The 23,775-nt window shown below is 75.4% G+C and carries 19 protein-coding genes and 1 riboswitch; of the genes, 10 read left to right on the top strand and 9 right to left on the bottom strand.

What is annotated here, in order from left to right:
• Nucleotides 1–7: 7 nt before the first annotated feature.
• Nucleotides 8–1,735 carry a DNA polymerase/3'-5' exonuclease PolX gene (gene polX, locus AB0N04_RS20780; RefSeq protein WP_360211468.1) on the top strand — a complete coding sequence of 576 codons (1,728 nt, stop codon included), beginning with the start codon at nt 8–10 and terminating at the stop codon, nt 1,733–1,735.
• A gap of 79 nt (nt 1,736–1,814) precedes the next feature.
• Here polX and AB0N04_RS20775 read toward each other — a convergent pair whose 3' ends face one another.
• Nucleotides 1,815–2,684, bottom strand: coding sequence for a PfkB family carbohydrate kinase (locus tag AB0N04_RS20775; RefSeq protein ID WP_360211470.1), 870 nt, complete (start codon nt 2,682–2,684; stop codon nt 1,815–1,817).
• Nucleotides 2,685–2,695: 11 nt separating this feature from the next.
• Nucleotides 2,696–3,661 carry a pseudouridine-5'-phosphate glycosidase gene (locus tag AB0N04_RS20770; protein ID WP_360211472.1) on the bottom strand — a complete coding sequence of 322 codons (966 nt, stop codon included), beginning with the start codon at nt 3,659–3,661 and terminating at the stop codon, nt 2,696–2,698.
• Nucleotides 3,662–3,805: 144 nt separating this feature from the next.
• Here AB0N04_RS20770 and AB0N04_RS20765 point away from each other — a divergent pair, with 144 nt between their 5' ends.
• The 4 genes from AB0N04_RS20765 (at nt 3,806) to AB0N04_RS20750 (ending at nt 8,663) form a co-directional block, all read left to right on the top strand.
• The gene (locus AB0N04_RS20765) at nt 3,806–4,708 is read left to right on the top strand and encodes a LysR family transcriptional regulator (protein ID WP_360211474.1); all 903 of its coding nucleotides are present in this window, start codon (nt 3,806–3,808) and stop codon (nt 4,706–4,708) included.
• A 184-nt stretch (nt 4,709–4,892) separates the two neighbouring features.
• Complete coding sequence (locus AB0N04_RS20760; RefSeq protein WP_360211476.1) at nt 4,893–6,557, top strand: peptide-N4-asparagine amidase; 1,665 nt, start codon at nt 4,893–4,895, stop codon at nt 6,555–6,557.
• Between the two features lie 596 nt (nt 6,558–7,153).
• Nucleotides 7,154–7,708: a hypothetical protein gene (locus AB0N04_RS20755; RefSeq protein ID WP_360211478.1), complete on the top strand. Its 555-nt coding sequence runs from the start codon at nt 7,154–7,156 to the stop codon at nt 7,706–7,708.
• A 172-nt stretch (nt 7,709–7,880) separates the two neighbouring features.
• On the top strand, nt 7,881–8,663 hold the full coding sequence (locus tag AB0N04_RS20750) for a (2Fe-2S)-binding protein (protein WP_360211480.1): 783 nt from the start codon (nt 7,881–7,883) through the stop codon (nt 8,661–8,663).
• 124 nt (nt 8,664–8,787) lie between these two features.
• Here the strand turns inward: AB0N04_RS20750 and AB0N04_RS20745 are convergent, their stop codons facing one another.
• The 5 genes from AB0N04_RS20745 to AB0N04_RS20725 all read right to left on the bottom strand — a co-directional run bounded on the left by AB0N04_RS20745 (nt 8,788) and on the right by AB0N04_RS20725 (nt 15,473).
• Entirely contained in the window at nt 8,788–9,840 is a 1,053-nt protein-coding gene (locus AB0N04_RS20745; RefSeq protein ID WP_360211482.1) for a hypothetical protein, read from the bottom strand.
• 201 nt (nt 9,841–10,041) lie between these two features.
• Entirely contained in the window at nt 10,042–11,622 is a 1,581-nt protein-coding gene (locus AB0N04_RS20740; RefSeq protein ID WP_360211484.1) for an alpha-amylase family glycosyl hydrolase, read from the bottom strand.
• A 250-nt stretch (nt 11,623–11,872) separates the two neighbouring features.
• Nucleotides 11,873–12,520: a bifunctional 4-hydroxy-2-oxoglutarate aldolase/2-dehydro-3-deoxy-phosphogluconate aldolase gene (locus AB0N04_RS20735; protein ID WP_360211486.1), complete on the bottom strand. Its 648-nt coding sequence runs from the start codon at nt 12,518–12,520 to the stop codon at nt 11,873–11,875.
• Nucleotides 12,517–14,142: a D-aminoacylase gene (locus AB0N04_RS20730; protein ID WP_360211488.1), complete on the bottom strand. Its 1,626-nt coding sequence runs from the start codon at nt 14,140–14,142 to the stop codon at nt 12,517–12,519. The genes AB0N04_RS20735 and AB0N04_RS20730 overlap by 4 nt, the downstream gene beginning before the upstream one ends.
• Nucleotides 14,142–15,473 carry an alanine racemase gene (locus tag AB0N04_RS20725; protein ID WP_360211490.1) on the bottom strand — a complete coding sequence of 444 codons (1,332 nt, stop codon included), beginning with the start codon at nt 15,471–15,473 and terminating at the stop codon, nt 14,142–14,144. The genes AB0N04_RS20730 and AB0N04_RS20725 overlap by 1 nt, the downstream gene beginning before the upstream one ends.
• 125 nt (nt 15,474–15,598) lie before the next feature.
• On the opposite strand from AB0N04_RS20725, the gene AB0N04_RS20720 reads away from it, so the two are divergent.
• The 4 genes from AB0N04_RS20720 (at nt 15,599) to AB0N04_RS20705 (ending at nt 18,914) form a co-directional block, all read left to right on the top strand.
• Complete coding sequence (locus tag AB0N04_RS20720; protein ID WP_360211492.1) at nt 15,599–16,702, top strand: sugar kinase; 1,104 nt, start codon at nt 15,599–15,601, stop codon at nt 16,700–16,702.
• Between the two features lie 163 nt (nt 16,703–16,865).
• Nucleotides 16,866–17,615 (top strand): IclR family transcriptional regulator, encoded by a 750-nt coding sequence (locus AB0N04_RS20715; protein WP_360211494.1) that lies wholly within the window; start codon nt 16,866–16,868, stop codon nt 17,613–17,615.
• Between the two features lie 26 nt (nt 17,616–17,641).
• The gene (locus AB0N04_RS20710) at nt 17,642–18,049 is read left to right on the top strand and encodes a RidA family protein (protein ID WP_360211496.1); all 408 of its coding nucleotides are present in this window, start codon (nt 17,642–17,644) and stop codon (nt 18,047–18,049) included.
• Nucleotides 18,050–18,194: 145 nt separating this feature from the next.
• The gene (locus AB0N04_RS20705; RefSeq protein WP_360211498.1) at nt 18,195–18,914 is read left to right on the top strand and encodes a DUF2470 domain-containing protein; all 720 of its coding nucleotides are present in this window, start codon (nt 18,195–18,197) and stop codon (nt 18,912–18,914) included.
• 364 nt (nt 18,915–19,278) lie between these two features.
• Here AB0N04_RS20705 and AB0N04_RS20700 read toward each other — a convergent pair whose 3' ends face one another.
• On the bottom strand, nt 19,279–20,280 hold the full coding sequence (locus AB0N04_RS20700) for a LysM peptidoglycan-binding domain-containing M23 family metallopeptidase (RefSeq protein ID WP_360221003.1): 1,002 nt from the start codon (nt 20,278–20,280) through the stop codon (nt 19,279–19,281).
• A 2-nt stretch (nt 20,281–20,282) separates the two neighbouring features.
• Nucleotides 20,283–20,466: riboswitch (cyclic di-AMP (ydaO/yuaA leader) on the bottom strand.
• A 312-nt stretch (nt 20,467–20,778) separates the two neighbouring features.
• Here AB0N04_RS20700 and AB0N04_RS20695 point away from each other — a divergent pair.
• A complete protein-coding gene (locus tag AB0N04_RS20695) occupies nt 20,779–22,311 on the top strand; it encodes an MFS transporter (RefSeq protein ID WP_360221000.1) in 1,533 nt (510 codons plus the stop codon).
• A 7-nt stretch (nt 22,312–22,318) separates the two neighbouring features.
• Here AB0N04_RS20695 and purB read toward each other — a convergent pair whose 3' ends face one another.
• Nucleotides 22,319–23,749, bottom strand: a complete 1,431-nt coding sequence (purB, locus tag AB0N04_RS20690) for an adenylosuccinate lyase (RefSeq protein ID WP_360220997.1) — start codon at nt 23,747–23,749, stop codon at nt 22,319–22,321.
• Nucleotides 23,750–23,775: the final 26 nt, after the last annotated feature.

The following is a 23,775-nucleotide window of genomic DNA, read 5'->3' as shown; positions in this document are numbered from 1 at the left end:
TGACCCCATGCCCCGGCTCAACGACCAGGTGCGGGAGCTGCTCCAGGAGTACGCCGACCTGATCAACATCACCGGTGGGGACGCCTTCCGGGCCCGCGCCTACGAGAAGGCCGCCCGCGCGGTCGGCGGCCACCCCGAGGACCTCGCCGGCCTGGACGCCAAGGGCCTGCAGCGCATCCCCGGGGTCGGCAGGTCCACCGCCGAGAAGGTCGCCGAGTACCTGTCCACCGGGAGCATCACCGCCCTGGACGAGCTGCGCGCCGAGATCCCGCCCGGCGTGCGGGAGATGATGGCGGTGCCCGGCGTCGGCCCCAAGCGGGCCCTCGCCCTCCACCGCGACCTCGGCCTCGCCTCCGTCGACGACCTGGCCGAGGCGGTCCGCGCCGACCGGCTGTCCGACGTGGCCGGGTTCGGCGAGCGCAGCGGCGAGAAGATCCTGCACGGCATCGAGGTGATGCGGCAGTCCGGCGGACGCAGCCTGCTCGACGCGGCCACCGAGCTCGCCGAACAGCTCGTCGCCGTGCTCTCCGCCGTCCCCGGCTGCACCCGCTGTGCGTACGCGGGTTCGCTGCGCCGGATGCGCGAGACGGTCGGCGACATCGACGTGCTGGCGACCGCCGCCGACTCCGCGCCGCTGATGGCCGCGCTGACCGGACTCCCGTACGTGGCCGAGGTGATCGGCAGCGGGCCGACCAAGACCTCGGTGCGCACCACCGGGGGCGTGCAGGTGGACCTGCGGGTCGTCCCCGAGGAGGACTGGGGCGCGGCGCTCCTCTACTTCACCGGCTCGAAGGCGCACAACGTCAGACTCCGCACGATGGCCGTCCGGGCCGGGCTGAAGCTCTCCGAGTACGGGCTGTTCGAGGTCGACGGCGGGGCCAAGGTGGTCTCGGCGACCGAGGAGGAGGTGTACGCGGCGCTCGGCCTGCCCTGGATCGCGCCGCCGCTGCGCGAGGACCGGGGCGAGATCGAGGCCGCCCTGCGCGGCGAACTCCCGGACCTCGTACAGGAGTCGGACCTGCGCGGCGACCTGCACACGCACACCGACCTGACCGACGGACTGGCCACGCTGGAGGAGATGGTCGACACCGCCGCCGCCCGCGGCTACTCGTACTACGCCGTCACCGACCACGCCCCGGACCTGGTGATGCAGCGGATGACCGACGAGAAGATGCTCGCGCAGCGCGAACGGCTGCGCGCCCTCGCCGGCCGCCACCGCCGGCTGCGCCTGCTGCACGGCACCGAGCTGAACATCGGCCCGGACGGCGGGGTGGACTGGCCGGCCGACTTCCTGGCCGGTTTCGACGTCTGCGTGGCCTCCGTCCACTCGCACTTCACGGCCGGCCGCGACGCCCAGACCCGTCGGCTGATCCGTGCCTGCGAGAACCCGTACGTGCACGTCATCGGCCACCTCACCACCCGGCGGATCGGCCGGCGCGGGCCGATCGACGTCGACCTGGACGCGGTGTTCGCGGCCGCCGCTCGCACCGGCACCGCGATCGAGGTCAACAGCTCCCCGCAGCGCCTCGACCTGCGCGACGAGGACGTGCTGCGGGCGAAGCGGCACGGCGTCCGATTCTCGATCGACAGCGACGCCCACGCCACCGGCCAGCTCGCCTACCCGCGCTTCGGCGTGGGCACGGCGCAGCGCGGCGGGCTCACCGCCGAGGACGTGATCAACACCTGGCCGTGGCAGCGGCTGAAGCGCTTCCTCCGCAAGGACGCGCTGCGCTGAGCCGCACCACCCCGCGCCGCGACGGCCGCCCCGCCACGAACGACCCCGGCCCGTCCCTCCCCGACCCACCCCGCCCCGCTCACCCCCCGGCGAACGAGGCCCCCGGCGAGGCGAGCACCCGGGCCGCCGTGCGGTGCCCGAGCGCGGCCGCCCCGGAGAGGTCGCCGGTCTCCAGGAACCCGGCGAGGAACCCGGCGGCGAAGGCGTCCCCCGCGCCGGTGAGGTCGCGCACCTCGCTCACCGGTGGCACCGGTACGGTGCGCAGCTCCTCCCCCGGCGCGTCGACGGTGGTCGGCTCGGCGCCCGCCTTGGTGACCACCGTGGTGGCCGGCAGGCCGGCCCGCTCCGGCCCCGGCAGCCCGCCCGCCAGCAGTCCGAGGAACTCGGACTCGGAGCGGTTGGCGAACACGAAGGTCGGTGCCAGCCCGGCCAGCAGGGCGAGGAAGCGCTCCCGCCCGTACCGCTCCAGCATCCCGGTGGAGGAGGCGTCGACGGAGGTGGTGCCGCCGGCCCTGCGGACCCGGGCGAGCGCGTCCACCGCCGTGCGGCCGACCGGATCGCCGTCGAAGGAGTAGGCGGGCACGTGGAGGTGGGTCAGGCCGGCCAGCCACGCGTCGGGCACCCGTTCCAGCAGCGTGGCCGCGCCGCGGTCGGGCAGCATGGTCCGCTCGCCGTCCGGGTCGATCAGGACCACGACGCTGCCGGTCCGGCCGCGCCGCTGTACCCTCACGTCCACGCCGTGGCCGGCCAGTTCGGCCACCACGGCGTCGCCGACCGGGTCGTCGCCGACGCAGCCGAGGAACCGGGCCGGACACCGCCCGGCGGCGAAGCCCGCCACGTTGGCCGCGCTGCCGCCGCGGCGCCGGAACACCCGGGCCGGCGAGTCGGTGCCGTGGCGCAGCGGCCCGTCGACCCAGACGACGACGTCCTCGACGAGGTCGCCGAGCACCCCGAGCACGGTCAGGCCCCGGTCTTCGCGGCCGCCGCGAGGGCGGTGGCGATCTCGCCGCCGAGCCGGACGTTGCCCCGGTAGACCTCGACGTTGACCTCCAGGCTGCGGCCCCCGGTGTCGCGCTGGATGTGGTCGAGCAGGAACGGCGTGGCGGCGTTCCCGGTGATGCCCCGGCGTTCGGCCTCGGCCCGGGCGCGGGCCAGGATGCCGTCCAGCTCGTCCGGCGGCAGCTGCTTGGCCGGGTCGACGGGGTTGGCGATCAGGACGGCCTGCGGCAACCCGAGGGCGTCCCGGGCGTCGATGACCCGCGCGGCCTCCTCGGGCGAGTCGACGCGGTAGGCGATCTCGTGGCCGGAGTCGGTGACGTAGAAGCCGGGGTACCGGCGGGTCCGGTACCCGATGACCGGGACGTTGTAGGTCTCGAAGCGCTCCAGGGTGGCCCGGATGTCGAGGATGGACTTCACGCCCGCGCTGATCACGGTGACGGGCGTGGCGGCCAGGGTGGTCAGGTCGGCCGACTCGTCGAAGCTCTCGCACGCGCCGAAGTGCACGCCGCCCAGGCCGCCGGTGGAGAACACCCGGATGCCGGCGCGGTGGGCGAGGAAGGCGGTGGCGGCGACGGTGGTCCCGCCGTGCCGGCCGAACGCGGCGACCACGGGCAGGTCGCGCAGGCTCACCTTGTCCAGGCCGTCGGTCGCGGCGAGCTCGGTGATCTGCTCGGTGGTCAGGCCGACGGTGGGCACCCCTTGGTGCACGCCGATGGTGGCCGGCACGACGCCCGCGTCGCGCAGCTGCGCCTCGGCCGCCAGCGCGACGGCCAGGTTGCGGGGCCGCGGCAGGCCGTGCGTGAAGATCGTCGACTCGAGGGCGACGACGGGCCGGCCGTCGGCCACGGCCCGGGCGACCTCGTCCGCCACGTGGACGGCCCGCGGGGGGCCGCCGGCCTCGGGAGTGCTGATGGGCAGTCCGGTCATGATGCGGTCCTCCTGTGAGGTGCCACCGGGACGGGGCGACGTGCCGTTCAGCGTATGGACCGTCCGCATCGGAATCCAGAATGAGTCCCGGGGCTTCCGATAGCCTCCCGGCTATCGGTCACGGGCGCGAACTAGTCTTCGGGCATGGGTCTCACCTTGCGTCAGCTCGAGGTCTTCCTCGCCGTCGCCGACACGCTGCACTTCGGCCGGGCCGCGGAACGGCTGCACATCTCGCAGCCGACGGTCAGCCAGGAGGTGGCCCGGCTCGAGCGGGCCGTCGGCGTCGAGCTGTTCGACCGCAGCCGCCGGTCGGTCGCGCTCACCGGGGCCGGCGCGGTGATGGCCGCGGAGAGCGGCCGGCTGCTCGGGCAGGCGGAGGCGCTGCTGGCCCGGGTGCGGCTGCACGAGGAGTCCCGGCTGCGGACGGCCCGGATCGTGGCCTCGCCGAGCGTGGTGAACCGGCTGCTCCCCGCCGTCGTCAGCCGGGCCGAGCTGGAACTGCCCGCCCTCACCACCGCCGAACTCGCCGTCGACACCGGGCAGGTCTCCGCCACCCTGGCCGCCGAACTGGCCGACATCGGCCTCGGCCGGTTCCTCGACGAGGCGCCCGGCTACCGTCTGGAGCGGCTCGCCGACGAGCCGGTGCGGGTCGCCCTCGGCCGGGACCATCCGCTGGTCGGCCGGGCCGCCCTGCACCTCGCCGAACTGGGCGACCTGCCGCTGCTGTCGTGGCCGCGCGAGCAGCACCCGCGCTACCACGACCACGTCCTCGGCCTCTGCGCGGAGCGCGGCGTCGACCCGCCGGTGCTGGTCAGCCCGCCACGGATCGTCGGGTCCCGGCTGTACCTGCTCGCCCGCAACCGCGCGTTCTCGCTGGTGCCCGGTTCGATGACCGGACACCTCACCGGGGACGTGACCACCGTCCGGCTGGAGGGCCGGGCCACCCTGCCGCTGGAGATGCAGTGGCGGGCGGACGACCGGCGCCCGCTGCTGGGCGCCCTGCGCGACCTGTTCCGGCAGGAGGCCGCGGCCCTGGCGGCGGACTGAGCCCCCGGAGCGGCGGAGGGCGGCACGGGCCGGCACCCGCCCACCGACCACCGCCCACCGACTCATTGACCACCGGCCGCCGCCCCGACCCATTGACGCTGCCATGCCAGCACCGGAAGGATGCCCGGATCACCCACCCGGCCCGCGGCGACGCCCGCCGGCCGCCCGACCCCGGGGATCCGCCTTGGCCGTCCGCCCCCTGCTCCGCCGCACCGCCGGCTTACTCGGCGCCGCCGTCCTGACGCTCGCCGGCACCCTCACCGCCGCCGGCCCCGCCCGCGCCGACTTCGGCACCGACTACCACGACCCCGTCACCGCCACGCAGCCGCTGACCCGCCCCGACACCCGTTCCTGCACCGTCGAGGTGATGCACGACCAGCCGTTCCGCAACGGCTACGGCAACCCGCCCGACACCCCGTACACCGCCACCCTGACCCCGCCCGCCGACTGCGCCGGCCCCTGGTCGGCCGTGGTCATGGACCTCCACGGGCAGGTCGCCGGGCGGCAGTTCGACCGGATCTTCAGCGTCCGCGTCGGCGGCGTCCAGGTGCTGCTCTCCTCCACCCCCGAACCGTCCAAGGACGGCATCGAGTGGAGCCTCGAACACGACGTCACCCGCTACGCCCCGCTGTTCACCGCGGGCCCGCAGCCCTTCTCCTTCGACCTCGCCAACGTCACCGACGCCACCTACACCGGCGTCTTCACGATCAGCGCGAGCCTCACCTTCTACACCGCCGACCGCCACCGGCCGGCCGCCCGCACCGCCGACCGGCTGCTCACCACCGGCCCGTTCGCGCTCACCCAGGCCGCCCCCACCGCCGGCCGCGACCTCACCTTCCCGCAGAACCTGGAGCGCCTCACCGCCGAGGTCTACACCCGCGGGGGCGGCGCCTGCGAGGAGTTCGCCTACGCCTCCGCCCCGGACGCCTTCGTCAGCGCCAACCCGGGCCTCGGCGCCTGTGGCAAGGGCCCGTTCCGCGAGCTGCGGCTGACCGTCGACGGGCGCACGGCCGGCGCCGTCTGGCCCTACCCGGTGATCTACACCGGCGGCTGGGACCCGCTGCTCTGGCGGCCCGTGCCCGGCGTCTTCGCCTTCGACCTGCCCGCCTACCGGCTCGACCTCACCCCCTACGTCGGCCTGCTCGTCGACGGCCGCCCGCACACCGTCGGCATCGGCGTGAACGCCGCCGAGGCGCAGAGCAACGACGTCTGGACCGGCCAGGTCAACCTGTTCGCCGACGTCGACCACGGCGCCGCCCGCACCACCGGACAGCTCACCGACCACCGGGTCGCCGCCGAGGCCACCGTCGGCACCGACCTCACCGACCACGGCGGCGGCAGCGGCGACTGGACCGTCACGGCCGGCCGCCACGACCTCGCCCGCGGCTGGGTCCAGACCTCCCACGGCCGGATCACCACCGAGGTCCGCGACGACCTCGCCTTCCGCTCCGCCCAGCAGCTGCGCGACGGCGGGAACGACATCACCCTGCACAACGGCACCTACCTCACCCGCACCACCACCAGCTGGGGCGGCGGCCCGCGCCGCACCACCACCGTGCACGAGGGCGAACCGCTGGACGTCGGCTACCGGACCACCCACGACGCCGCCGGCAACACCGACCAGCGGACCACCATGGACCTCGGCTACCACCGCGAGGCCACCACGGCCACCGGCGGGCACGTCACCGAGCGCTCCACCGTCGACCACACCCTGCGGCCCACCGCCCACCGCCACGACGGGGACACCACCGTCCGCACCGGGACCAGCACGGAGGACTACCGCAGCACCGGGCCCGGCGGGCCGTACCACCGCACCCTCGGCTTCGTCGACGGGTGGCCCGCGCCGTAGGACGCGCCCGACGGGCGCCCGGGAACGCACGATCCGCCCGAGTTGCGAAAAACGCCCGATTCCAGGCCGTCGACCCCTGGTGCACCCGGCGTGGGAGGCGCATGATGGGAGTGGACCTGCGAGGTAGCTGAAGGAGTTCGACCGCAGGAGGCAGTGGCGACAGATCGAGACGGATCAGGGTCTGCCGCTGGCACTACCTCGGTCGACGATCGAACTGCCGGCCGGAGGGCGTGACGCCCGGAGGCCACCCCCACCTCGCAGGTTCCACGCGTCCACGGGGCACCCCCTCGGCCCCGTGGACGCCCTGCGTCCGGGCCGTCCGACACCGGAGCGGGGCGGGGCGGGACGAGGGGATCCGCGACACCGTCCGCGCGTTCACGCCGATCCGCCGCGCCCCCGTGCCCCCCGTGTCCGCCGTGTCCGTGACCAGGCCGGACGGCGGGACGGCGGCTCCTCCGGGGGAGGCCGCGCTCCTCCTCGCGGTGGAGCCCGAGGCCGCCGACTCCCCTCCCCGGCGGGAGGTGCGGCCGCACCCCTTGCGACGAGAGTGGTGGCACCGAAACCGGTCCCCATCCGTCGAGAAGGACGAACCCGCCATGAACCGTCGCCCCGCCGTCACCGCGGCCGCCCTCTGCCTGCTGGCGACCGTCGCCGCCGCCGTTCCCGCCGCCGCGGACCCGACCGGTGCCGCCCCGGCCGGCCGGGGCGCCGCCGGGACGGCCCGGCTGCACGGCACCGGCGGAACCGTCCTCACCGCCGCGTTCGGCGACTTCGCGGGCGACCCGGTCCGCTTCGAACTGGACGCCCGGGCCGACGTCAACACCGACCCCCGGACCACCCGCGGGCACTTCCACGTCCGCCATGTGCACACCGACGGCCGGCTGGTGGCGGACTTCGAGGGGGACGTCACCTGCCTGGGCGTCGGCGGCCGGGAGGCCATCGCCACCGGCGTGATCACCAAGGGCGAGGCGCCGTGGTTCCCGGGCCTCACGCTGGTCGGCCAGAAGGTCGCCGTCTCGGTCGAGGACGACGGGCCCCGCGGGGACCGGCTCGGCTGGGTCTGGGGCGCCTTCGGCCTGCCGGTCGCGGACTGCCAGGGCACGGTACCTTTCATCCGCACCACCGGTGGCGACTTCACCGTGCGCGGCTGAGCCACCCCCGCCGGGGCCTCCCGTCGCCGCGCGGCGCCACCGCCCGCCCGAGCGCCCCGGAGGACCACCCGATGCCCGTCGACCGCCCGATCGAGCCCCGCCCCGCACCGGGCGCCGCCCCCGGGCCCACCGACCCGGGCGCGGGGGTCACCGACCTCACAGGGGAAGGCCGGTGACCCCCGCACCCGACCGCCCGCCCGTCGACTACGGCCGGCTCGCCGCCGTCGGACCGTACTTCGCGCTCGACACCCCCACCGCACCCGACCAGGGCCCGCCGCCGGGCTTCCGCCCGCTGGCCGACCTGTTCGGCACCGGCCCGGACGCTCCGCTGGCCGGGCGGATCCGGGTGGTGGCGCAGCGGCTGGGCACCGCCGAACCACGGGTCGCGGCGTCGATCCTGCACCTCGGGCTGGCCGCCCGGTTCTGGTCGGTGGGGCTCGGGTCGGCCGTGCTGCTGGGGACGGTCCCGACGCTGGAGCGGGCCTGGACGCGGATCCCGGACCAGGGGCCGATCGACCTCTGGACGCCGCCGGAGCCCGCACCCGCGACGCCCCCGCCAGCCGGCACGACCGGCACGCCCAGCACGCCCAGCACGCCGGACAGCCTCGCCGACCGGCTGCACCGGACCGTCCTGACGGACCGGCTGGAGCCGCTGGCCGCGGCGGTCCGGGCCGCCGTGCCGCTGTCCGCGGGGCTGTTGCTGGGCAACGCGGCGTCCGCACTGGCCGGCACCCTGCGGGTCCTGGACGCGCACGCCCCGGGCCGGGCCCGGGCGCTGGTCGCCGAACTGCTCGCCCGTCCGCCGCTGGCCGGGACGGGCACGCTGCGCACCGGGCCGCACGGCGCCGCCTTCCGTCGTTCGAGCTGCTGCCTGTACTACCGGGTGGGGCCGGGCGCCGGGGTCTGCGGCGACTGCTGCTTCACCCGGCCACCCGCACCGGCCCGGCGCGGCTGAGGCCCACCGGGCCCGGACGGCTCGCCCACGGCCCCGCGTCCGGCCTGTCCGGGGCCGGGCGCGGGGCCTTCGATCCCACCCGGCGCCGGTGCCCGCGGCCCGGGTGGAGCCTCTCGGCGGGCGGTCAGACCGCGACCGCCTCCGCCAGTTCCTCCTCGCTCTCGGCCGCCGTCCCGACCGGACGGCGCCCGCGCCGCTCGGACCACCCGGCGGCCGCCAGCACGGCCCCGCCCAGCACCAGCCAGACCGCCAGCGTCAGGACGTGCCCGCCGAGGCCCGCACCCCCGTCGAAGTAGAGGATGTCGCGGGCGCCCTCCAGGAAGCCGGCGCCGGTCCAGAACCCGTGCAGCGCACCGAAGAAGGCGTTCTGCAGCTCGGGCCGGTAGATGCCGCCGGAGGTGGTGAAGTTCAGCATCACGAACAGCACCATCAGGGCCAGCGTGGTCCACTTCTTCAGGAAGGTGTGCAGGCCGACGCCGATGGTCACCACGCCCGCCGAGTAGAGCCAGCCGAGCGCCCAGACCGCAGCCCGGTCGTGGTCGACCACGTGGAAGACCGGGCCCGCCGTGACGATCCCGATCACGCTCACCACCAGGGACACCGCGAGGCCGGTCAGCGCCCGGGTCCGCAGGTTCAGGCCGGCGCCGGCGGCGCCGATCGCCGCGACGCTGGCGTAGGAGCCGATGCTCAGCGCGACCAGCAGGAAGAACAGGCCCTGGCCGGTCGGGTCGCCCTCGGCCGGCGTGGTGAGGTCGGTGACGTGCAGCGGGACGCCCTGCCGGTCGGTGACCGTGCTGAACACGGCGGTGGCGGCGACCACCGAGGTCTCCGAGTTCCCCTTGGCGACGACCAGTTCGGGGCGGTGCGCGTCCGGGACGAAGGCGCCGACCAGGGTGCGGTCGCGCAGCTGCTGCTCGGCGGCGGCCCGGTCGGGCAGGGTACGGACGTCGAGGGCGTCGCCGGCCTCGGCCCGGACGGCCCGGGCCAGACCCTGCGCCTGCGCGTCGGTGCCGACCACGGCGACCGCGAGGTGGCGCGGCTCGGGCTGGTGGAAGGCGCCCTGGTAGGCGAGGGCCATCCCGAGGCACATCAGCAGCGGGGTGATCAGGTGCGTGGCGAGGTGCTTGAGCGCGTGCCCCGGGGTGGGCGGCGCGGCAGGGGTCTGGGGTGTGCTCATGGCGTGCTGGCCGCCCTCCGGTGGGGTCGATGCAGGACTCGCGGATGGCGGACACCACCAAATCAGGTGGTAAATGCAACCATCTACGGATGTAGCTTACAACTATCCGACGTCGACCGGAAGCCAGGCCACCCCCGCCACCCGGCTACCCCGCCACCCGGCCGGCCACCGGCCCACCGGCCGCACCCGCCGGCCGCGGCGTCAGCCCAGGTCGAACACCCCGTACGAGAACCCGTCCGCCCGCAGCTCCCCGTCCACCACCCGCACGCCCTGCACGTCCAGCGGCCGCGCCGGACCGTCCGCGAGCCGCACCGACCCCGGCTCCCGGCGCGGGTTGACCGCCACCAGGTACCGACCGGACCGGACGTACACCAGCGGGTACCCGGCGTGCCGGACCTCCACCCCGCCGGACGCGCCCAGGCCAGGGTGCGCCCGGCGCAGCGCGATCAACCGCCGGACGGTGTGCAGCAGCGAGGTCGGGTCGGCCCGCTGGGAGAGCACGTCCGGCCGCCGCGGGTCCGGGTCGACGGGCAGGTAGAGGCGCTCGGGCGGCGCGCTGGAGAAGCCCGCCGCCGGTCCGGGCCGCCACTGCATCGGCGTGCGCGAGCCGGCCCGGTTGTACCGCGGGCCGAGCACGCTGCCCTCCACGTCGGGCAGCCCGGGCAGGTAGCGCATGCCGATCTCGTCGCCGTAGTAGACGGCCGGCAGGGTGGGCCAGGTGAGCAGGAACGCGAAGGCCGCGGCGAGCTGCTCGGCGGTGCGCGGGCCGGTGGCCAGCCGGGAGAAGTCGTGGTTGGCGGTGGGCAGCGCGATGTAGCCGCCGCCCTCGGTCAGTTCGGCGGCGGAACGCCAGGCGTCCAGGAAGGTCTGCGGGGTGCCGCGCCCCTCGGCCTCGAAGTAGCAGGGGCCCTGCCGCCAGAACTCCTCGACCGTCCCGGCGCCGTTGTTCCACAGCGACCGCAGCGGCAGGCCGTGGTCGGCGCCCCCGAAGTGCAGGAAGAAGTCCGCGTGGAAGCCGGCCGCGACGGCCGTGGCCGGGTCGCCCCACTCGGCGAACAGGGCGGCCTGCGGGTGCGAGCGGTCGAGCCAGTCGCGGACGCCGGTCCACAGCTTGGCGGTCTCCACCAGGCCCGGGTCGTCCTTGACCAGCGAGTAGGCCATGTCCACCCGGAAGCCCGCGATGCCGAGGCCGAGCCAGTGCGCCATGATGCCGCGCAGCGCCGCCCGGTTGGCCCGCGGCCCGTCGGCGTCCACCGACTGGCGCCAGGGCTCGGCGGAACTCGTGCGCGCGTAGCCGAAGTTGAGTGCGGGTTGGCAGTCGAAGAAGTTCGGCCGGTACCAGCCGGTGCGACTGCCGGGCGAGGCGACGAAGCCGTCCACCCGCTGCTCGGACCAGATGTAGCGGTGGTCGGCCGGGTCCTCGGCGGAGGCCAGGAACCAGGGGTGGAGGTCGGAGGTGTGGCCGGCCACCAGGTCGAGCAGGATCCGGATGCCCCGGCGGCGGGCGGCCTCGACCAGCTCCACCAGGTCCTCGGTGCGGCCGTAGCGCGGGGCGGGGGTGAGGTAGTCGGTGACGTCGTAGCCGGCGTCGCGGAACGGCGAGGCGAAACAGGGGTTGAGCCACACGGTGTCGACGCCGAGCCAGGAGAGGTGTTCCAGGTGCTCGGTGATCCCGGCGAAGTCGCCGATGCCGTCGCCGTCGGAGTCGGCGAAGGTCTGCGGGTAGATCTGGTAGAGGACGGCGTCGGCGAGCCAGTCGGGGCCGGGGCGGGTCGAGGTCATGAACTGGGTCCTCCTACCTGGTCCGGGGCCGGGGCCGGATCCGGGGGCCGGGTCCGACGGGCCGGGGCTGGAGCTGGGGCCCACCGATTCTCGTCCAAACCCGGCCGTCCCGACAGCCCGCCGCCCCGACGGCCGGCCGGGCAACCCCTGACCGACGCCCGTCGGCCCGCCGCCGCCCGACCGCACGCCGCCCCGCCGCCTACCCCGCGCCGCCGGCCCGCCGCCTACCCCACGCCGGCCGCCCCGCCGCCTACCGCACGCCGTCGCCCCGGCCGGCGCCCTGCGCGCACGCCTCGGTGAACGCCCGGGCCCGCCGGGTGATCCCCGACCAGTCCCCGGCCTCGACCGCGTCCGGCGGCACCACGTCCGTCCCCGCGCAGACCGCGAGCGCCCCCTGCGCCAGGAAGTCCGCGGCGTTGCCCGCGTTGACCCCGCCGGAGGCGACCAGCCGGACGTCCGGATAGGGCCCGCGCAGGTCCTTGAAGTAGCCGGGGCCGAAGGCCCGGGCCGGGAAGATCTTGACGGCGGCGGCGCCGAGGTCCACGGCCCGGGCGACCTCGGTCGGGGTGAGCGCCCCCATCACCAGGGGCACTCCGGCCTCCTGCGCGGCCCGGGCGACCTCGGGCCGGCAGCCGGGCGTCACCAGGAAGGACGCCCCGGCGTCGACGCCGCGGACGGCCTGCTCGGCCGTCAGCACGGTGCCGACGCCGACCCGGTGGCCGGCCCGGGCGGCCCGCCGCAGGTGGTCCACCACGTCCGTCGTGGTGTAGGTGAACTCGGTCCAGCCGATGCCGCCCTCGGCGAGGGCGGCGCAGAGCGCGGCGGCGTCCGGGATGCGGTGGGCGCGGACCACCGCGATCACCTGGTTTTCCTCGTGCAGGGCGGAGAGGGAGGTCATCTGGCCTGGGTTCCTCGGTCGGTGCGGCGCAGGGCGCGTCCGGGCCTGGCGCCCGTGGTGCGGCCCTGCCGGACGACGGCGGTGCCGTTGACGTACACGTGCTCGACGCCCTCGGCTGGGCGCCGGGGGTGCTCGAAGGTGGCGGCGTCCCGGATCCTCGCCGGGTCGAGGAGCACCAGGTCCGCGTGGTGGCCGGGGGCGATCCGCCCGCGCCGGTGCAGGCCCAGCCGGGCGGCCGGGCGGCCGGTCATCCTGGCGACGGTCTCCTCCAGCGTCAGGACGCCCAGCTCCCGGCCGTAGTGGCCGAGGTAGCGGGGGAAGGTTCCCCAGGCCCGCGGGTGCGGCCGGGCACCGACCAGCAGTCCGTCGCTGCCGACGGTGTGCACCCGGTGGCGCATGATCGCCCGGACGTTCTCCTCGTGCCCGACGTGCTGGAGGATCGTGGTGGCCAGGTCGTCGCGGCGCAGCAGGTCGAGGAAGACCTCGGTGCCGCCGCGCCGCTGCTCGGCGGCGAGTTCGGCGACGGTCCGGCCGACGCTGTCCGCGAGTGCGGGCGAGCGCACGCCGGAGATCTGGATGGTCGCCCAGTCGGTGACGACGCCGTGGCAGCCGTCGCTGCCCTTCTCCTCCACCTCGTACCGGATCCGTTCGCGGACCACCGGGTCGGCGAGCCGGTCCAGGGTCGCCTCCGGGCCGCCCTCGGTGGCCCAACCGGGCAGCAGGGCGGCCAGGGTGGTGGATCCGGGCAGGTACGGGTAGCTGTCCAGGGTGAGGTCGACGCCGTCGGCGAGGGCCTGGTCGACGAGGGCCAGCAGGTCGCCGGCCCGGCCCCGGTTGACGTCGAAGTTCATCGTGGCGTGGGTCAGGTGGAGGCCGCAGCCGGTCCGCCGGGAGATCTCCACCATCTCCGCGTACCCCTCCAACGCGCCCGCACCGTAGGAGCGTTGGTGGGGTGCGTGGAAGCCCCCGTAGGCCGCGACCACCAGGCACAGTTCGACCAGCTCGGCGGTGTCCGCGTAGCTGCCGGGGGTGTAGCTGAGACCGCTGGACATGCCGACCGCGCCGTCGAGCAGCCCCTGCGCCAGGTGCTGGCGCATCCGGTCGAGTTCGGCCGGGGTCGGCGGCCGGTCGGCCCAGCCCATGGCGAGGGCCCTCAGCGTGCCGTGCGGGACGAGGTAGCAGGCGTTGACGGCCGGGCCGGTGCGGTCGAGCCGGTCCAGGTAGTCCGCGACGCCGCGCCAGTCCCAGTCGAGGTCCGCCGGATCGCCGTTCCAGCCGGCGAGCTGGCGGCGCAGCAGCGGCAGGGTGGTGTCGTCCACCGGGGCGTAGGACAGGCCGTCCTGGCCGAGGACCTCGCAGGTGACGCCCTGGGTGACCTTGGCCGGGTGCTCGGGTTCGAGCAGCAGGGCGAGGTCGGAGTGGGCGTGCATGTCGATGAATCCGGGGGCGAGGACGAGCCCGTCGGCGTCCACCACCGCGGGGGCGCCGAGGCCGTGGCCGATCTCGGTGATCAGGCCGTCGGCGATCCGCACGTCCGCCCGGTAGCGGTCGGCCCCGGTGCCGTCGACGACGGTCGCGCCCCGGAACACGACCGCCCCGGGCGCCGGTCTGCCGCCGGCCATCAGAAGAACGTCCTGACCAGGCCGGTGACCTTCGGCTCGGCGGCGTCGGCGGAGTCCAGCACCGGGATCGCCGTCCACCGGTCGAAGGCGGTGCACGGGTGCGAGACGCCGAGCCGCAGCACCGCGCCGACCGGAGCGAGGTCGCCCGCGTCGCGCAGGAAGGCGTGCTGGTCGTTGAGCGCGGTGATCCGGGCCGCCGTCCCGGTCAACCGGGCCCCGCCGCGGACGAGTTGCGGCTCCGGCAGGCCTTCGTCGAAGGGCAGGTCGCGCTTTCCGGCGTCCAGCAGGGCCAGCTGCGGCTCGGGCCGGGAGACCACCCGGGCCCAGCCGTGCAGCGCGCCGCGGAAGGGCGTCGCGCCGGCGCCCCGGACCAGCGGAGAGATACCCCGGTAGAACCCGTCGTCGTGCGCGACGTAGGCGCCGGAGCGCAGCACCACCATGGCGTCCGGCAGTGCCGTCAGCTCCTCGACGACCAGGTCGAAGTAGGCGCTGCCACCCGCCGAGACCACGGGTCGGGCGTCGTCGGGGTAGGCGCGGGCGAGCCGGCCGTGCAGCTCGGCGAGGGCCCGGAGGTAGCCGCGGACGGTGGCCAGCGCGTCGGCGGTCGCGTCGTGGGCGAGGGCGCCCTCGTAGCCGCCGACGCCGGCGAGGCGCAGGGTGGGGGCGCGCAGCACGGCGGCGGCGATCTCGACGGCCGCGTCCACGCCGCGGGCACCGGTCCGCCCGCCGGGGCCGCCGAGTTCGACGAGGACCTCGACCGGCCGGTCGGCCCCGGCGGCGCGCATGGCCTCGTCCATCAGCCGCACGCTCTCGGTGGAGTCCACCCAGGAGACGAGGGCGAAGGCCGGGTCGGCGGCCTGTTCGGCGGCGAGCCAGGCGAGTCCGGCCGGGTCGATCAGGGTGTTGGCGAGCAGGATCCGCTCGACGCCGAAGGCCCGGGCGACGCGCACCTGCGGCAGGTTGGCGAGGGTGATGCCGTGGCTGCCGGCGGCGAGCTGCGCCTGCCAGAGCGCGGGCGCCATGGTGGTCTTGCCGTGCGGGGTGAGTGCGACCCCGGCCTCGGCGCACCAGCGGGCCATGGTGCGGATGTTGTGGTCGAGCGCGGCGCCGTCCAGGGTGAGCAGCGGGGTGCCGAGCCCGTCGAGGGTCGGTCCGGTGGCCAACCAGTCCCGGACGCTCCGCGCGCCGGCGGCGTCTCCGGGGTACCGGGCGGGGGGAGAGTCCGACGGGGCGGCCTTGAACCGCCAGTCGAGCGTCTCGTCGGCGAGGGCCGCCACCGCGGCGTCGTCGATGCCCGGCCCGGTGCCGGGGCTTGCGAACGTCTGCTCCACCGTCTTCCTCCATCTGCCATGTTGCAACATGTGCAATGAGGGTTGCACATGCTGGCATCACGGTTCTAGCATCGGCGCCGGATCACGGTCAACGGAACGGCCGCCGCAGACGAGGAGCCCAGCTGATGCCGCGACAGGACACCCCGGGCCCGAGCCGCCCCGGGCCTCCCCCGACGGCCGTCTGCGTGGGCGAGTCGATGGCCGTCCTGCTCCCGGACCGCCCGGGCCCGCTGGAGGCGGTGGACACCTTCCGGCTGTCGGTCGGCGGAGCGGAGTCCAACGTGGCCGGCGCGCTGGCCGCGCTCGGCGTTCCGACCGCCTGGATCAGCCGGGTCGGTGACGACGGCTTCGGGCGGCGGCTGCTCGCCGAGGTCGCCGCCCGCGGCGTGGACGTCTCGGCGGTCGCCGTGGACCCGGCCCGCCCGACCGGCCTCTACCTCAAGGAGGTCGGTGGCGACAGCGGCCACCGCCACGACCTCGGGCCCGGCCGCAGCCGGCTGCACTACCACCGGCGCGGCTCAGCGGCCGCGGCGCTCTCGCCCGCCCTGCTCACCGACCCGGCGGCCGCGCGCCTGCTGTCGGGTGCCCGGCTGCTGCACCTGTCCGGCATCACCGCCGCGCTCTCCGACGACTGCCTGGCCCTGCTGCGCGCCCTGCTCGCCGCCCCGCGCCCGGGCCGGCTGATCAGCTTCGACCTCAACTGGCGCCCCGCGCTCTGGCACGGCCGCGACCCGGCCGTCCTGCCACCGCTGCTGGACGCCGCCGACCTGCTGCTGCTCGGCGCCGACGAGGCGGAGGCCGCCTTCGGCACCGGGGACCCGTCCGCGCTGCGCCGGCGCTTCCCCTCCCCCGCCACGGTCGTGGTCAAGGACGCGGCCCGCGTCGTCACCGCCCTGGAGCGGGACGGCACGGCGGTGGCCGAGCCGGCGCTGGCCGTCGAGGTGGTCGAGGCCACCGGCGCGGGCGACGCGTTCGCCGCGGGCTACCTGGCCGGCACCGTCCGCGGCCTGGACCAGCGCCGTCGGCTGCGACTCGGCCACCTGAGCGCCGCCTGCGCGCTGACGGCCCACGGCGACCAGGCCGAGCTGCCGCCCGCCGCCGTGGTGGCGGCGCTGCTCGACGCCTCGCCCGCCGACTGGGCGGCCACCCGGGTGTGCGCACGGGGCATCTCCGGCCCGGCCGTCCCCGCGGGCCCGGCCCGCGCGGCCCGGTGGGCACGGGCAGAATGAGCAGCGATCCCGGCCCCCGCCGCAGCCCCGGCCGGCGCCGCGCTCCCGGCGCGTCCCGCGTTCCCGGCGCGTGCGGCGCGTGCGGCGCGTGCGGCGTCCGCGACGCGCTCGGCGCCCCCGGCCCGCGCCGCGATCCCAGCCCGAGCCCTCCGAGCGGAGCACGATGAGCCAGACCGTCACCCGCGCCCTGCGCATCCTCGCCGAACTGGGCGAGGGCGAGCGCTCCCTCGACCAGCTGGCCGAGGTGCTCGGCGTCCACAAGACGACCGTGCTGCGACTACTCCAGAGCCTGGAGGAGGAACGGTTCGTCTACCGCGACGCGGGCTACCGCTACCACCTGGGCGCCGGCCTGTTCGCGCTCTCCGGCCTGGCGCTGGAGCAGCGCGGCGTGCGCCGGATCGCCGCCCCGCACCTGGCCGAGCTGAACGCCGCCACCGGCCAGACCGTGCACCTGGCCGCGTACGAGGGCGGCGAGGTGGTCTACATCGACAAGTTCGACTCCCGGCACCCCGTCAGGATGTACTCCCGGATCGGCCTGCGCGCCGCCCTGCACAGCGCCGCCGTCTCCAAGGTGCTGCTCGCCGACCTGCCGCTGCCGGAGCGCCGCCGGGTGGTCGCCGGGATCGACTTCACCCCGCACACCGCCCGCACCCTCACCACGCCCGAGGAGCTGCTCGCCGAGCTGGAGCGGGTGGCCGCCCAGGGCTGGGCGCAGGACCACGCCGAACACGAGGCGTTCATCAACTGCGTGGCGGCGCCGATCCGGGACGTCACCGGCCGGGTCGTCGCCGCCGCGTCCATCTCCGTCCCGGACGTCGTGCTGCCCTACGAGCAGGTGCTGGACCTCCTCCCGCAGCTGCTCGCCACCGCCCGCGCCGTCTCGGCCGACTGCGGCCGCCCGGACCGTACCTGACCGACCGCCAGAACACGAGGAAGCCGATGACCGACAAGACCGAGATCCGCACCGACGGCGCCCCCGCGCCCGCCTGGACGTTCTCCCAGGGCGTCCGCAAGGGCCCGATCCTCCAGGTCTCCGGGCAGGGCCCGCAGGATCCGGCGACCGGCGAGTACCTGTACCGCGGCGACGTGCGGGCCCAGACCCGGCGCACGCTGGAGAACGTCAAGGCGATCGTCGAGGCCGGTGGCGCGACCATCGAGGACGTGGTGATGTTCCGGGTCTACCTCACGCAGCGGGCCGACTTCCCGCTGATGAACGAGGTCTACGCGGAGTTCATCGAGGAGAACGTGAAGCCCGGCGGGGTGAAGCCCTGCCGGACGACGGTCTTCGTCGAGCTGCCGCAGGAGCCGATGCTGGTCGAGATCGACGCCCAGGCCGTGATCGGCTGAGCGCCGCCGCCCGGACGGAAGGGCCCGGACGCCCCGCGCGTCCGGGCCCTTCCGCGCACCGCTCGGACGGCGCAGAAGGGGCGGCACTTGCCACACCCTCCCACGGTGATTAGGTTAGGCTCACCTAACCAACTGGAGGTCCGTCATGAGTCTGCCCACCGACGACGCCCCGGTGCCCGAGCCCACCACCGCCGAACGGGTCCACAGCCTCCTCGCCGCGACCTCCTCGCTCACCGTCCGCGCCCTCGGCGAGCACCACGACCTGGACACCCCGGTCTCCGTCCACGGCTCCCGGCTGCGCCTGCGCGCCCCGCTCGGCTCCCCGCTCTCCACCGCCGCCGCGCGCGAGACCGACGGCCTCGCGGTCGTGCTCGACGTCACCGATGTCTCCCCCGTCGCCGTCCGCGACCGGATCCGCGCCCGCCTCACCCTGGCCGGCCGGCTGCACCTGGCCCACCTCGCCGACGACGGCATCAGCGTCCACCTGCGTGTGGACGTCGCCCACGCCGTCCTGTCCACCCCGTACGGCACCGGCGCCCTCACCGCCGCCGACCTCGCCCACGCCGCGCCCGACCCGCTGGCCCGGTACGAGGCCGCACTGCTCACCCACCTCGCCGACGACCACGCGGACGCCGTCGCCGTCCTCACCCGGCTGCTCGACCCGGCGCTGCTCGCCGGGCGGCCGGACGTCCGGCCGCTCGCCCTGGACCGGCACGGCCTGGTGCTGCGCCTGGACCACCCGCACGGCCACCGCGACGTCCGCCTGGTCTTCCCCGAACCCGTCGCCGACACCGAGGAGTTCGGCCAGCGGGTGCACGAGCTGCTGAACGCCGCGGAGCAGGGCCTGCCCGTCCACCGGCTCTGAACCCGCAGCCCGGCGAACGGCACCCGGCGAACGGCACCCGACAGGCGGCAGGCGGCGGACGCCCCCGGGGCCGACGTCACACCCCCGGCGCGTCCGCCCGTTGCGCGCGCCGGCGCCGGAAGCGGAGACGCACCGGGAACGTCCCCGGGAACGGCGGCGGAAACGGCAGCGGCCGGCCCGGCTCGCGAGGGAGGTCTCGCGAGCCGGGCCGGCCTGGGCGTGTCCCGCGCCCATGTCCGCCGTTGCGGCGATCACCCGGTCGAGCGGTCACCCGACATGACCATCCCGGAGGATCGTTTCGCCCCGCATCAGCGGTAGTCCCGAAAGGCCCGTCCGGCGGGACCGGGCCCTCGACCCGTCAGGGTCAGAGAGCGACGCCGTGCGCCCGCAGGTAGGCGACCGGGTCGATGTCCGAGCCGTACTCGGAGCCGGTGCGGATCTCGAAGTGCAGGTGCGGGCCGGTCACGTTGCCGGTCGCACCGGAGAGGCCGATCTGCTGGCCGACGGTGACGGTCTGACCGATCGACACGCCGATCGAGGAGAGGTGCGCGTACTCGGCGTAGTGGCCGTCGGCGAGCTTGATCTCGACCTCGTTGCCGTAGGCGCCACCGTTGCCGGCCTTCACCACGACGCCGTTGGCGACGGCGCGCAGCGGGGTGCCGGTGGAGGCGACGAAGTCCTGGCCGGTGTGGTGGCCGGAGGCCCACATCGAACCGGCCACGCCGTAGGCGGTGCCCAGCTTCGGGTTGGCCAGCGGGGCGACGAAGCCCGAGGTGCTGGCGGCGGCCGGGGCGGCGGTGACGGCGGCGGCCGGCTTCGGGGCGGCGGTCTGCACCTGGGTCTGGACCGGGGCGGACGGCTTGGCGGCCTCGGTCTTGGCCTGCACCTGGGCCTTCGGCTTGGCCGGGGCGGCGGGCTTGGCCGGGGCGGCCGGGGCGGCGGGCTTCGCCGGGGCGGCGTCCGCGGACGGCGCGGCGTGGCCGGCGATCGAGAGGTGCTGACCCGGGAAGATCAGGTTCGGGTTGCCGCCGACGACCGAGCGGTTGTGCTCGTACAGCGCCTGCCAGCCACCGTCGACGTGCTTGGCGTCGGCGATCTTCGACAGGGTGTCACCGCTGACGACGCGGTAGCTCTCGGCCTGGGCCGGGGCGGTGACGGGAGCGGCGGCCGGGGCGGCCGGCTTGGCGTCGACGCTGGTGGCGCCGGTCCAGGTGGAGCTCTGCGCGGCCGGGGCGGCCGGGGCGGTGTGCGCCTGGGCGCTCACGGCGGCCACGAGCGGAAAGGCGAAGGAGACCCCGGTGACCGCGGTGGCGATGCCGATGCGGGCGGCGCGGGGCAGGGCGATACGACGAGCCTGAGCAGGCATGGAAGTTTCCTCTCCGACGCCTGCGAGGTGAGCTGTCGGGTTCGGGCTGGAGTTGCCCGGCCGCATGCGCGGCTTCACCCCAAGCCGGCCCTGGGATCCGGTACGCGAAGCGCGTGCCGATCCCGGTCCGGCGACTTACCTGTGGGTCCCCCGCTCCTGCCGTACAGAGTTCAGTTCGAACCACCGGGCAGCGGCAGGATTCGGCGTTCCACCCGGCGGATCCGTCCGGACTGGCCGGGCGGTCGCTGAACTAAAACCCATCCGTCCGGGTGAAGCAATGTCGATCTCTTGAACGGACAACCATCCCCGCCGAGGCCGTGACACTCCGAATGATCGGCTGCACCGTGCGTGCACAATCCATTCACCCGGCGCCACTGATCCACGACGCTGCGCCGATCCCGCCACCGCTGCGCGACCGTTCGCTCACGCACCGCACACCGTCGACACACCCCCCGGTGACCCTTGTCACGCGGGCCCCGCGGGGCGCAGGATCGGGCCGTGGCCACCTCCGCGGCCGGCACCCTGCGCCTGGGCACCGCGCAGGGACGCTGGGTACTCCTGGCAACCGTGCTCGGCTCCAGCATGGCGATGCTCGACGGCACCGTGGTGAACGTCGCGCTGCCCCGGATCGGCACCGACCTCGGTGCCTCCCTCGCCTCCCTGCAATGGACCCTGAACGCCTATCTGCTGACGCTCGCCGGGCTGATCCTGCTCGGCGGCGCGCTCGGCGACCGGTACGGCCGGCGCCGGGTGTTCCTGATCGGGGTGGTCTGGTTCGCCGCCGCCTCGGCGGCCTGCGCCGCCGCCCCCACCATCCAGGTGCTGGTCGCGGCCCGCGCCGTGCAGGGCATCGGCGGCGCGCTGCTCACCCCCGGTTCGCTCGCCATGCTGCAGGCCGTCTTCCACCCGGAGGACCGCTCGGCGGCGGTCGGCCTGTGGTCGGGGCTCGGCGGCGTGTCGGCGGCGGTCGGCCCGTTCCTCGGCGGCTGGCTGGTGGACGGCCCCGGCTGGCGGTGGATCTTCCTGCTCAACCTGCCGCTGGCGGCCGCCGTCGTCGCGGTCGGCGCCCGGCACGTCCCGGAGAGCCGGGACGAGAGCGCCACCGGTCGCTTCGACGTCCTCGGTGCGCTGCTCGCCGCGCTCGCCCTCGGTGCGCTCACCTACGCGTTGACCGCCGCCGGGGAGGGCCTCTCCCCCGCGGTCTGGTTCGCCGGAGCGGTCGGGCTGGTGCTCGGCGCGGCCTTCCTCACGGTCGAACGCCGCGCCGCCGAGCCGATGCTGCCGCTCGGCCTCTTCTCCTCCCGGCTGTTCACCGCCGTGAACCTGGTCACCCTGTGCGTCTACGCGGCGTTCAGCGGGGTGTTCTTCCTGCTGGTCGTGCAGCTGCAGATCGTCTCGGGCTTCTCCCCGCTGGTCTCCGGCCTCGCCCTGGTCCCGATCACCGTGCTGATGCTCACGTTCTCGGCGCGCGCCGGGCGGCTGGGCAAGCGGATCGGCCCGCGGATCCCGCTGACCGTCGGGCCGCTGCTGTGCGCCGCCGGGGTGCTGCTGATGCTGCGCATCGGCGCCGGCTCCACCTACTGGGCCGACGTGCTGCCGGCCGTGACGGTGATGGGCTGCGGGATGACCCTGCTGGTGGCGCCGCTGACCGCGACGGTGCTGGCCGCGGTCGAGGTGCGGCACGCGGGCATCGCCAGCGGCGTCAACAACGCCGCCGCCCGCGCGGCCGGTCTGCTCGCGGTCGCCGCCCTGCCGGCGCTCGCCGGGCTCAGCGGCGACGCCTACCGGGTGCCGTCCGCGGTGGACTCCGCCTTCCACACCGCGATGCTGATCTGTGCCGGTCTGCTCTGCGCCGGCGGGCTGACCGCCCTCGCCACCGTCCGCGGAAACGTGCTCGCGCCGGAGGACCACCCCGTCGCCGAGCCGGACTGCGCGTGGACCTGCGGCACCACCCCGCCGCTCGACCCGGGCCACGTGCACACGGACGAGGGCCCCGCCACCGGAACGGCGGCGGGGCCCTCGTCGGGCTGAGGCGACGTCAGAGGATGTCGCCCGGCGCGTACTTGGCGGCCTCCGGGTAGGCGGCGGCGACGGCCTCCACCTGGCGGACGACCTCGGCGACCTGGGCACCGGCCGCACCGGTGAAGGAGAGCCGGTCGGCCAGCAGGGCGTCCAGCGCGGCCCGGTCCAGCGGGATCCGCTCGTCGGCGGCCAGGCGGTCCAGCAGCTCGTTCTCCCGGGCGCCGGCACGCATCGCCAGCGCGGAGGCGACGGCGTGCTCCTTGATGACCTCGTGCCCGGTCTCCCGGCCGACGCCCGCCCGCACCGCACCCATCAGCACCTTGGTGGTGGCGAGGAACGGCAGGTAGCGGTCCAGCTCGGTCTCGATCACGGCGGGGAAGGCGCCGAACTCGTCGAGGACGGTCAGGAAGGTCTCCAGCAGGCCGTCGAAGGCGAAGAACGCGTCCGGCAGCGCGACCCGGCGCACCACGGAGCAGGAGACGTCGCCCTCGTTCCACTGGTCGCCGGCCAGCTCGCCGGTCATCGAGGCGTAGCCGCGCAGGATGACCGCGAGGCCGTTGACCCGCTCGCAGGAACGGGTGTTCATCTTGTGCGGCATCGCCGAGGAGCCGACCTGGCCCTCCTTGAAGCCCTCCGTGACCAGCTCGTGGCCGGCCATCAGACGGATGGTCTTGGCCAGGCTGGACGGCGCGGCGGCCAGCTGGACGAGGGCGGTGAGCACCTCGAAGTCCAGCGAGCGCGGGTAGACCTGGCCGACGCTGGTCAGCACGTTCTCGAAGCCGAGGTGGCCGGCGACCCGCTGCTCCAGCTCGGCCAGCTTCGCGGTGTCGCCGCCGAGCAGGTCCAGCATGTCCTGGGCGGTGCCGACCGGGCCCTTGATCCCGCGCAGCGGGTAGCGGGCGATCAGCTCCTCCAGGCGGCGGAAGGCGACCAGCAGCTCGTCGGCGATCGAGGCGAAGCGCTTGCCCAGAGTGGTGGCCTGCGCGGCCACGTTGTGCGAGCGGCCGGCCATGACCAGCTCGGAGTGCTCGGCGGCCAGGCGGGCCAGCCGGACCAGCACGGCCACCGTGCGGTCGCGCACGTGCTCCAGCGACTGGCGGACCTGCAGCTGCTCGACGTTCTCGGTCAGGTCCCGGGACGTCATGCCCTTGTGGATCTGCTCGTGGCCGGCGAGCTCGCTGAACTCCTCGATCCGGGCCTTCACGTCGTGGCGGGTGATCCGCTCACGGGCGGCGATCGAGCCGAGGTCGACCTGGTCGATCACCCGCTCGTAGTCGGCGACGGCGTTCGCCGGCACCTCGACACCGAGGTCCTGCTGGGCCTTCAGGACGGCGAGCCACAGGTGGCGCTCGAGGACCACCTTGTGCTCGGGGGACCACAGCTGGGCCAGGGTCGCCGAGGCGTACCGGGAGGCCAGGACATTGGGGATCTGGGGCTTCGCGCTCACGCTTCGCAAGCCTAACAGCCGAGGTC

Origin of the sequence: Kitasatospora sp. NPDC051702 (genome assembly GCF_040681575.1) — a bacterium.
Classification (GTDB): domain Bacteria; phylum Actinomycetota; class Actinomycetes; order Streptomycetales; family Streptomycetaceae; genus Kitasatospora.
Note: the sequence above shows the minus strand (reverse complement) of the source record. Positions and strands in the feature narration are given on the sequence as shown.

Coding starts and splice junctions, on each gene's coding strand:
- polX (WP_360211468.1), top strand. CDS start 8: ATGCCCCGGCTCAACGACCAGGTGCGGGAGCTGCTCCAGGAGTACGCC.
- AB0N04_RS20770 (WP_360211472.1), bottom strand. CDS start 3,661: ATGACCGGACTGCCCATCAGCACTCCCGAGGCCGGCGGCCCCCCGCGG.
- AB0N04_RS20765 (WP_360211474.1), top strand. CDS start 3,806: ATGGGTCTCACCTTGCGTCAGCTCGAGGTCTTCCTCGCCGTCGCCGAC.
- AB0N04_RS20755 (WP_360211478.1), top strand. CDS start 7,154: ATGAACCGTCGCCCCGCCGTCACCGCGGCCGCCCTCTGCCTGCTGGCG.
- AB0N04_RS20745 (WP_360211482.1), bottom strand. CDS start 9,840: ATGAGCACACCCCAGACCCCTGCCGCGCCGCCCACCCCGGGGCACGCG.
- AB0N04_RS20740 (WP_360211484.1), bottom strand. CDS start 11,622: ATGACCTCGACCCGCCCCGGCCCCGACTGGCTCGCCGACGCCGTCCTC.
- AB0N04_RS20735 (WP_360211486.1), bottom strand. CDS start 12,520: ATGACCTCCCTCTCCGCCCTGCACGAGGAAAACCAGGTGATCGCGGTG.
- AB0N04_RS20730 (WP_360211488.1), bottom strand. CDS start 14,142: ATGGCCGGCGGCAGACCGGCGCCCGGGGCGGTCGTGTTCCGGGGCGCG.
- AB0N04_RS20720 (WP_360211492.1), top strand. CDS start 15,599: ATGCCGCGACAGGACACCCCGGGCCCGAGCCGCCCCGGGCCTCCCCCG.
- AB0N04_RS20715 (WP_360211494.1), top strand. CDS start 16,866: ATGAGCCAGACCGTCACCCGCGCCCTGCGCATCCTCGCCGAACTGGGC.
- AB0N04_RS20710 (WP_360211496.1), top strand. CDS start 17,642: ATGACCGACAAGACCGAGATCCGCACCGACGGCGCCCCCGCGCCCGCC.
- AB0N04_RS20705 (WP_360211498.1), top strand. CDS start 18,195: ATGAGTCTGCCCACCGACGACGCCCCGGTGCCCGAGCCCACCACCGCC.
- AB0N04_RS20700 (WP_360221003.1), bottom strand. CDS start 20,280: ATGCCTGCTCAGGCTCGTCGTATCGCCCTGCCCCGCGCCGCCCGCATC.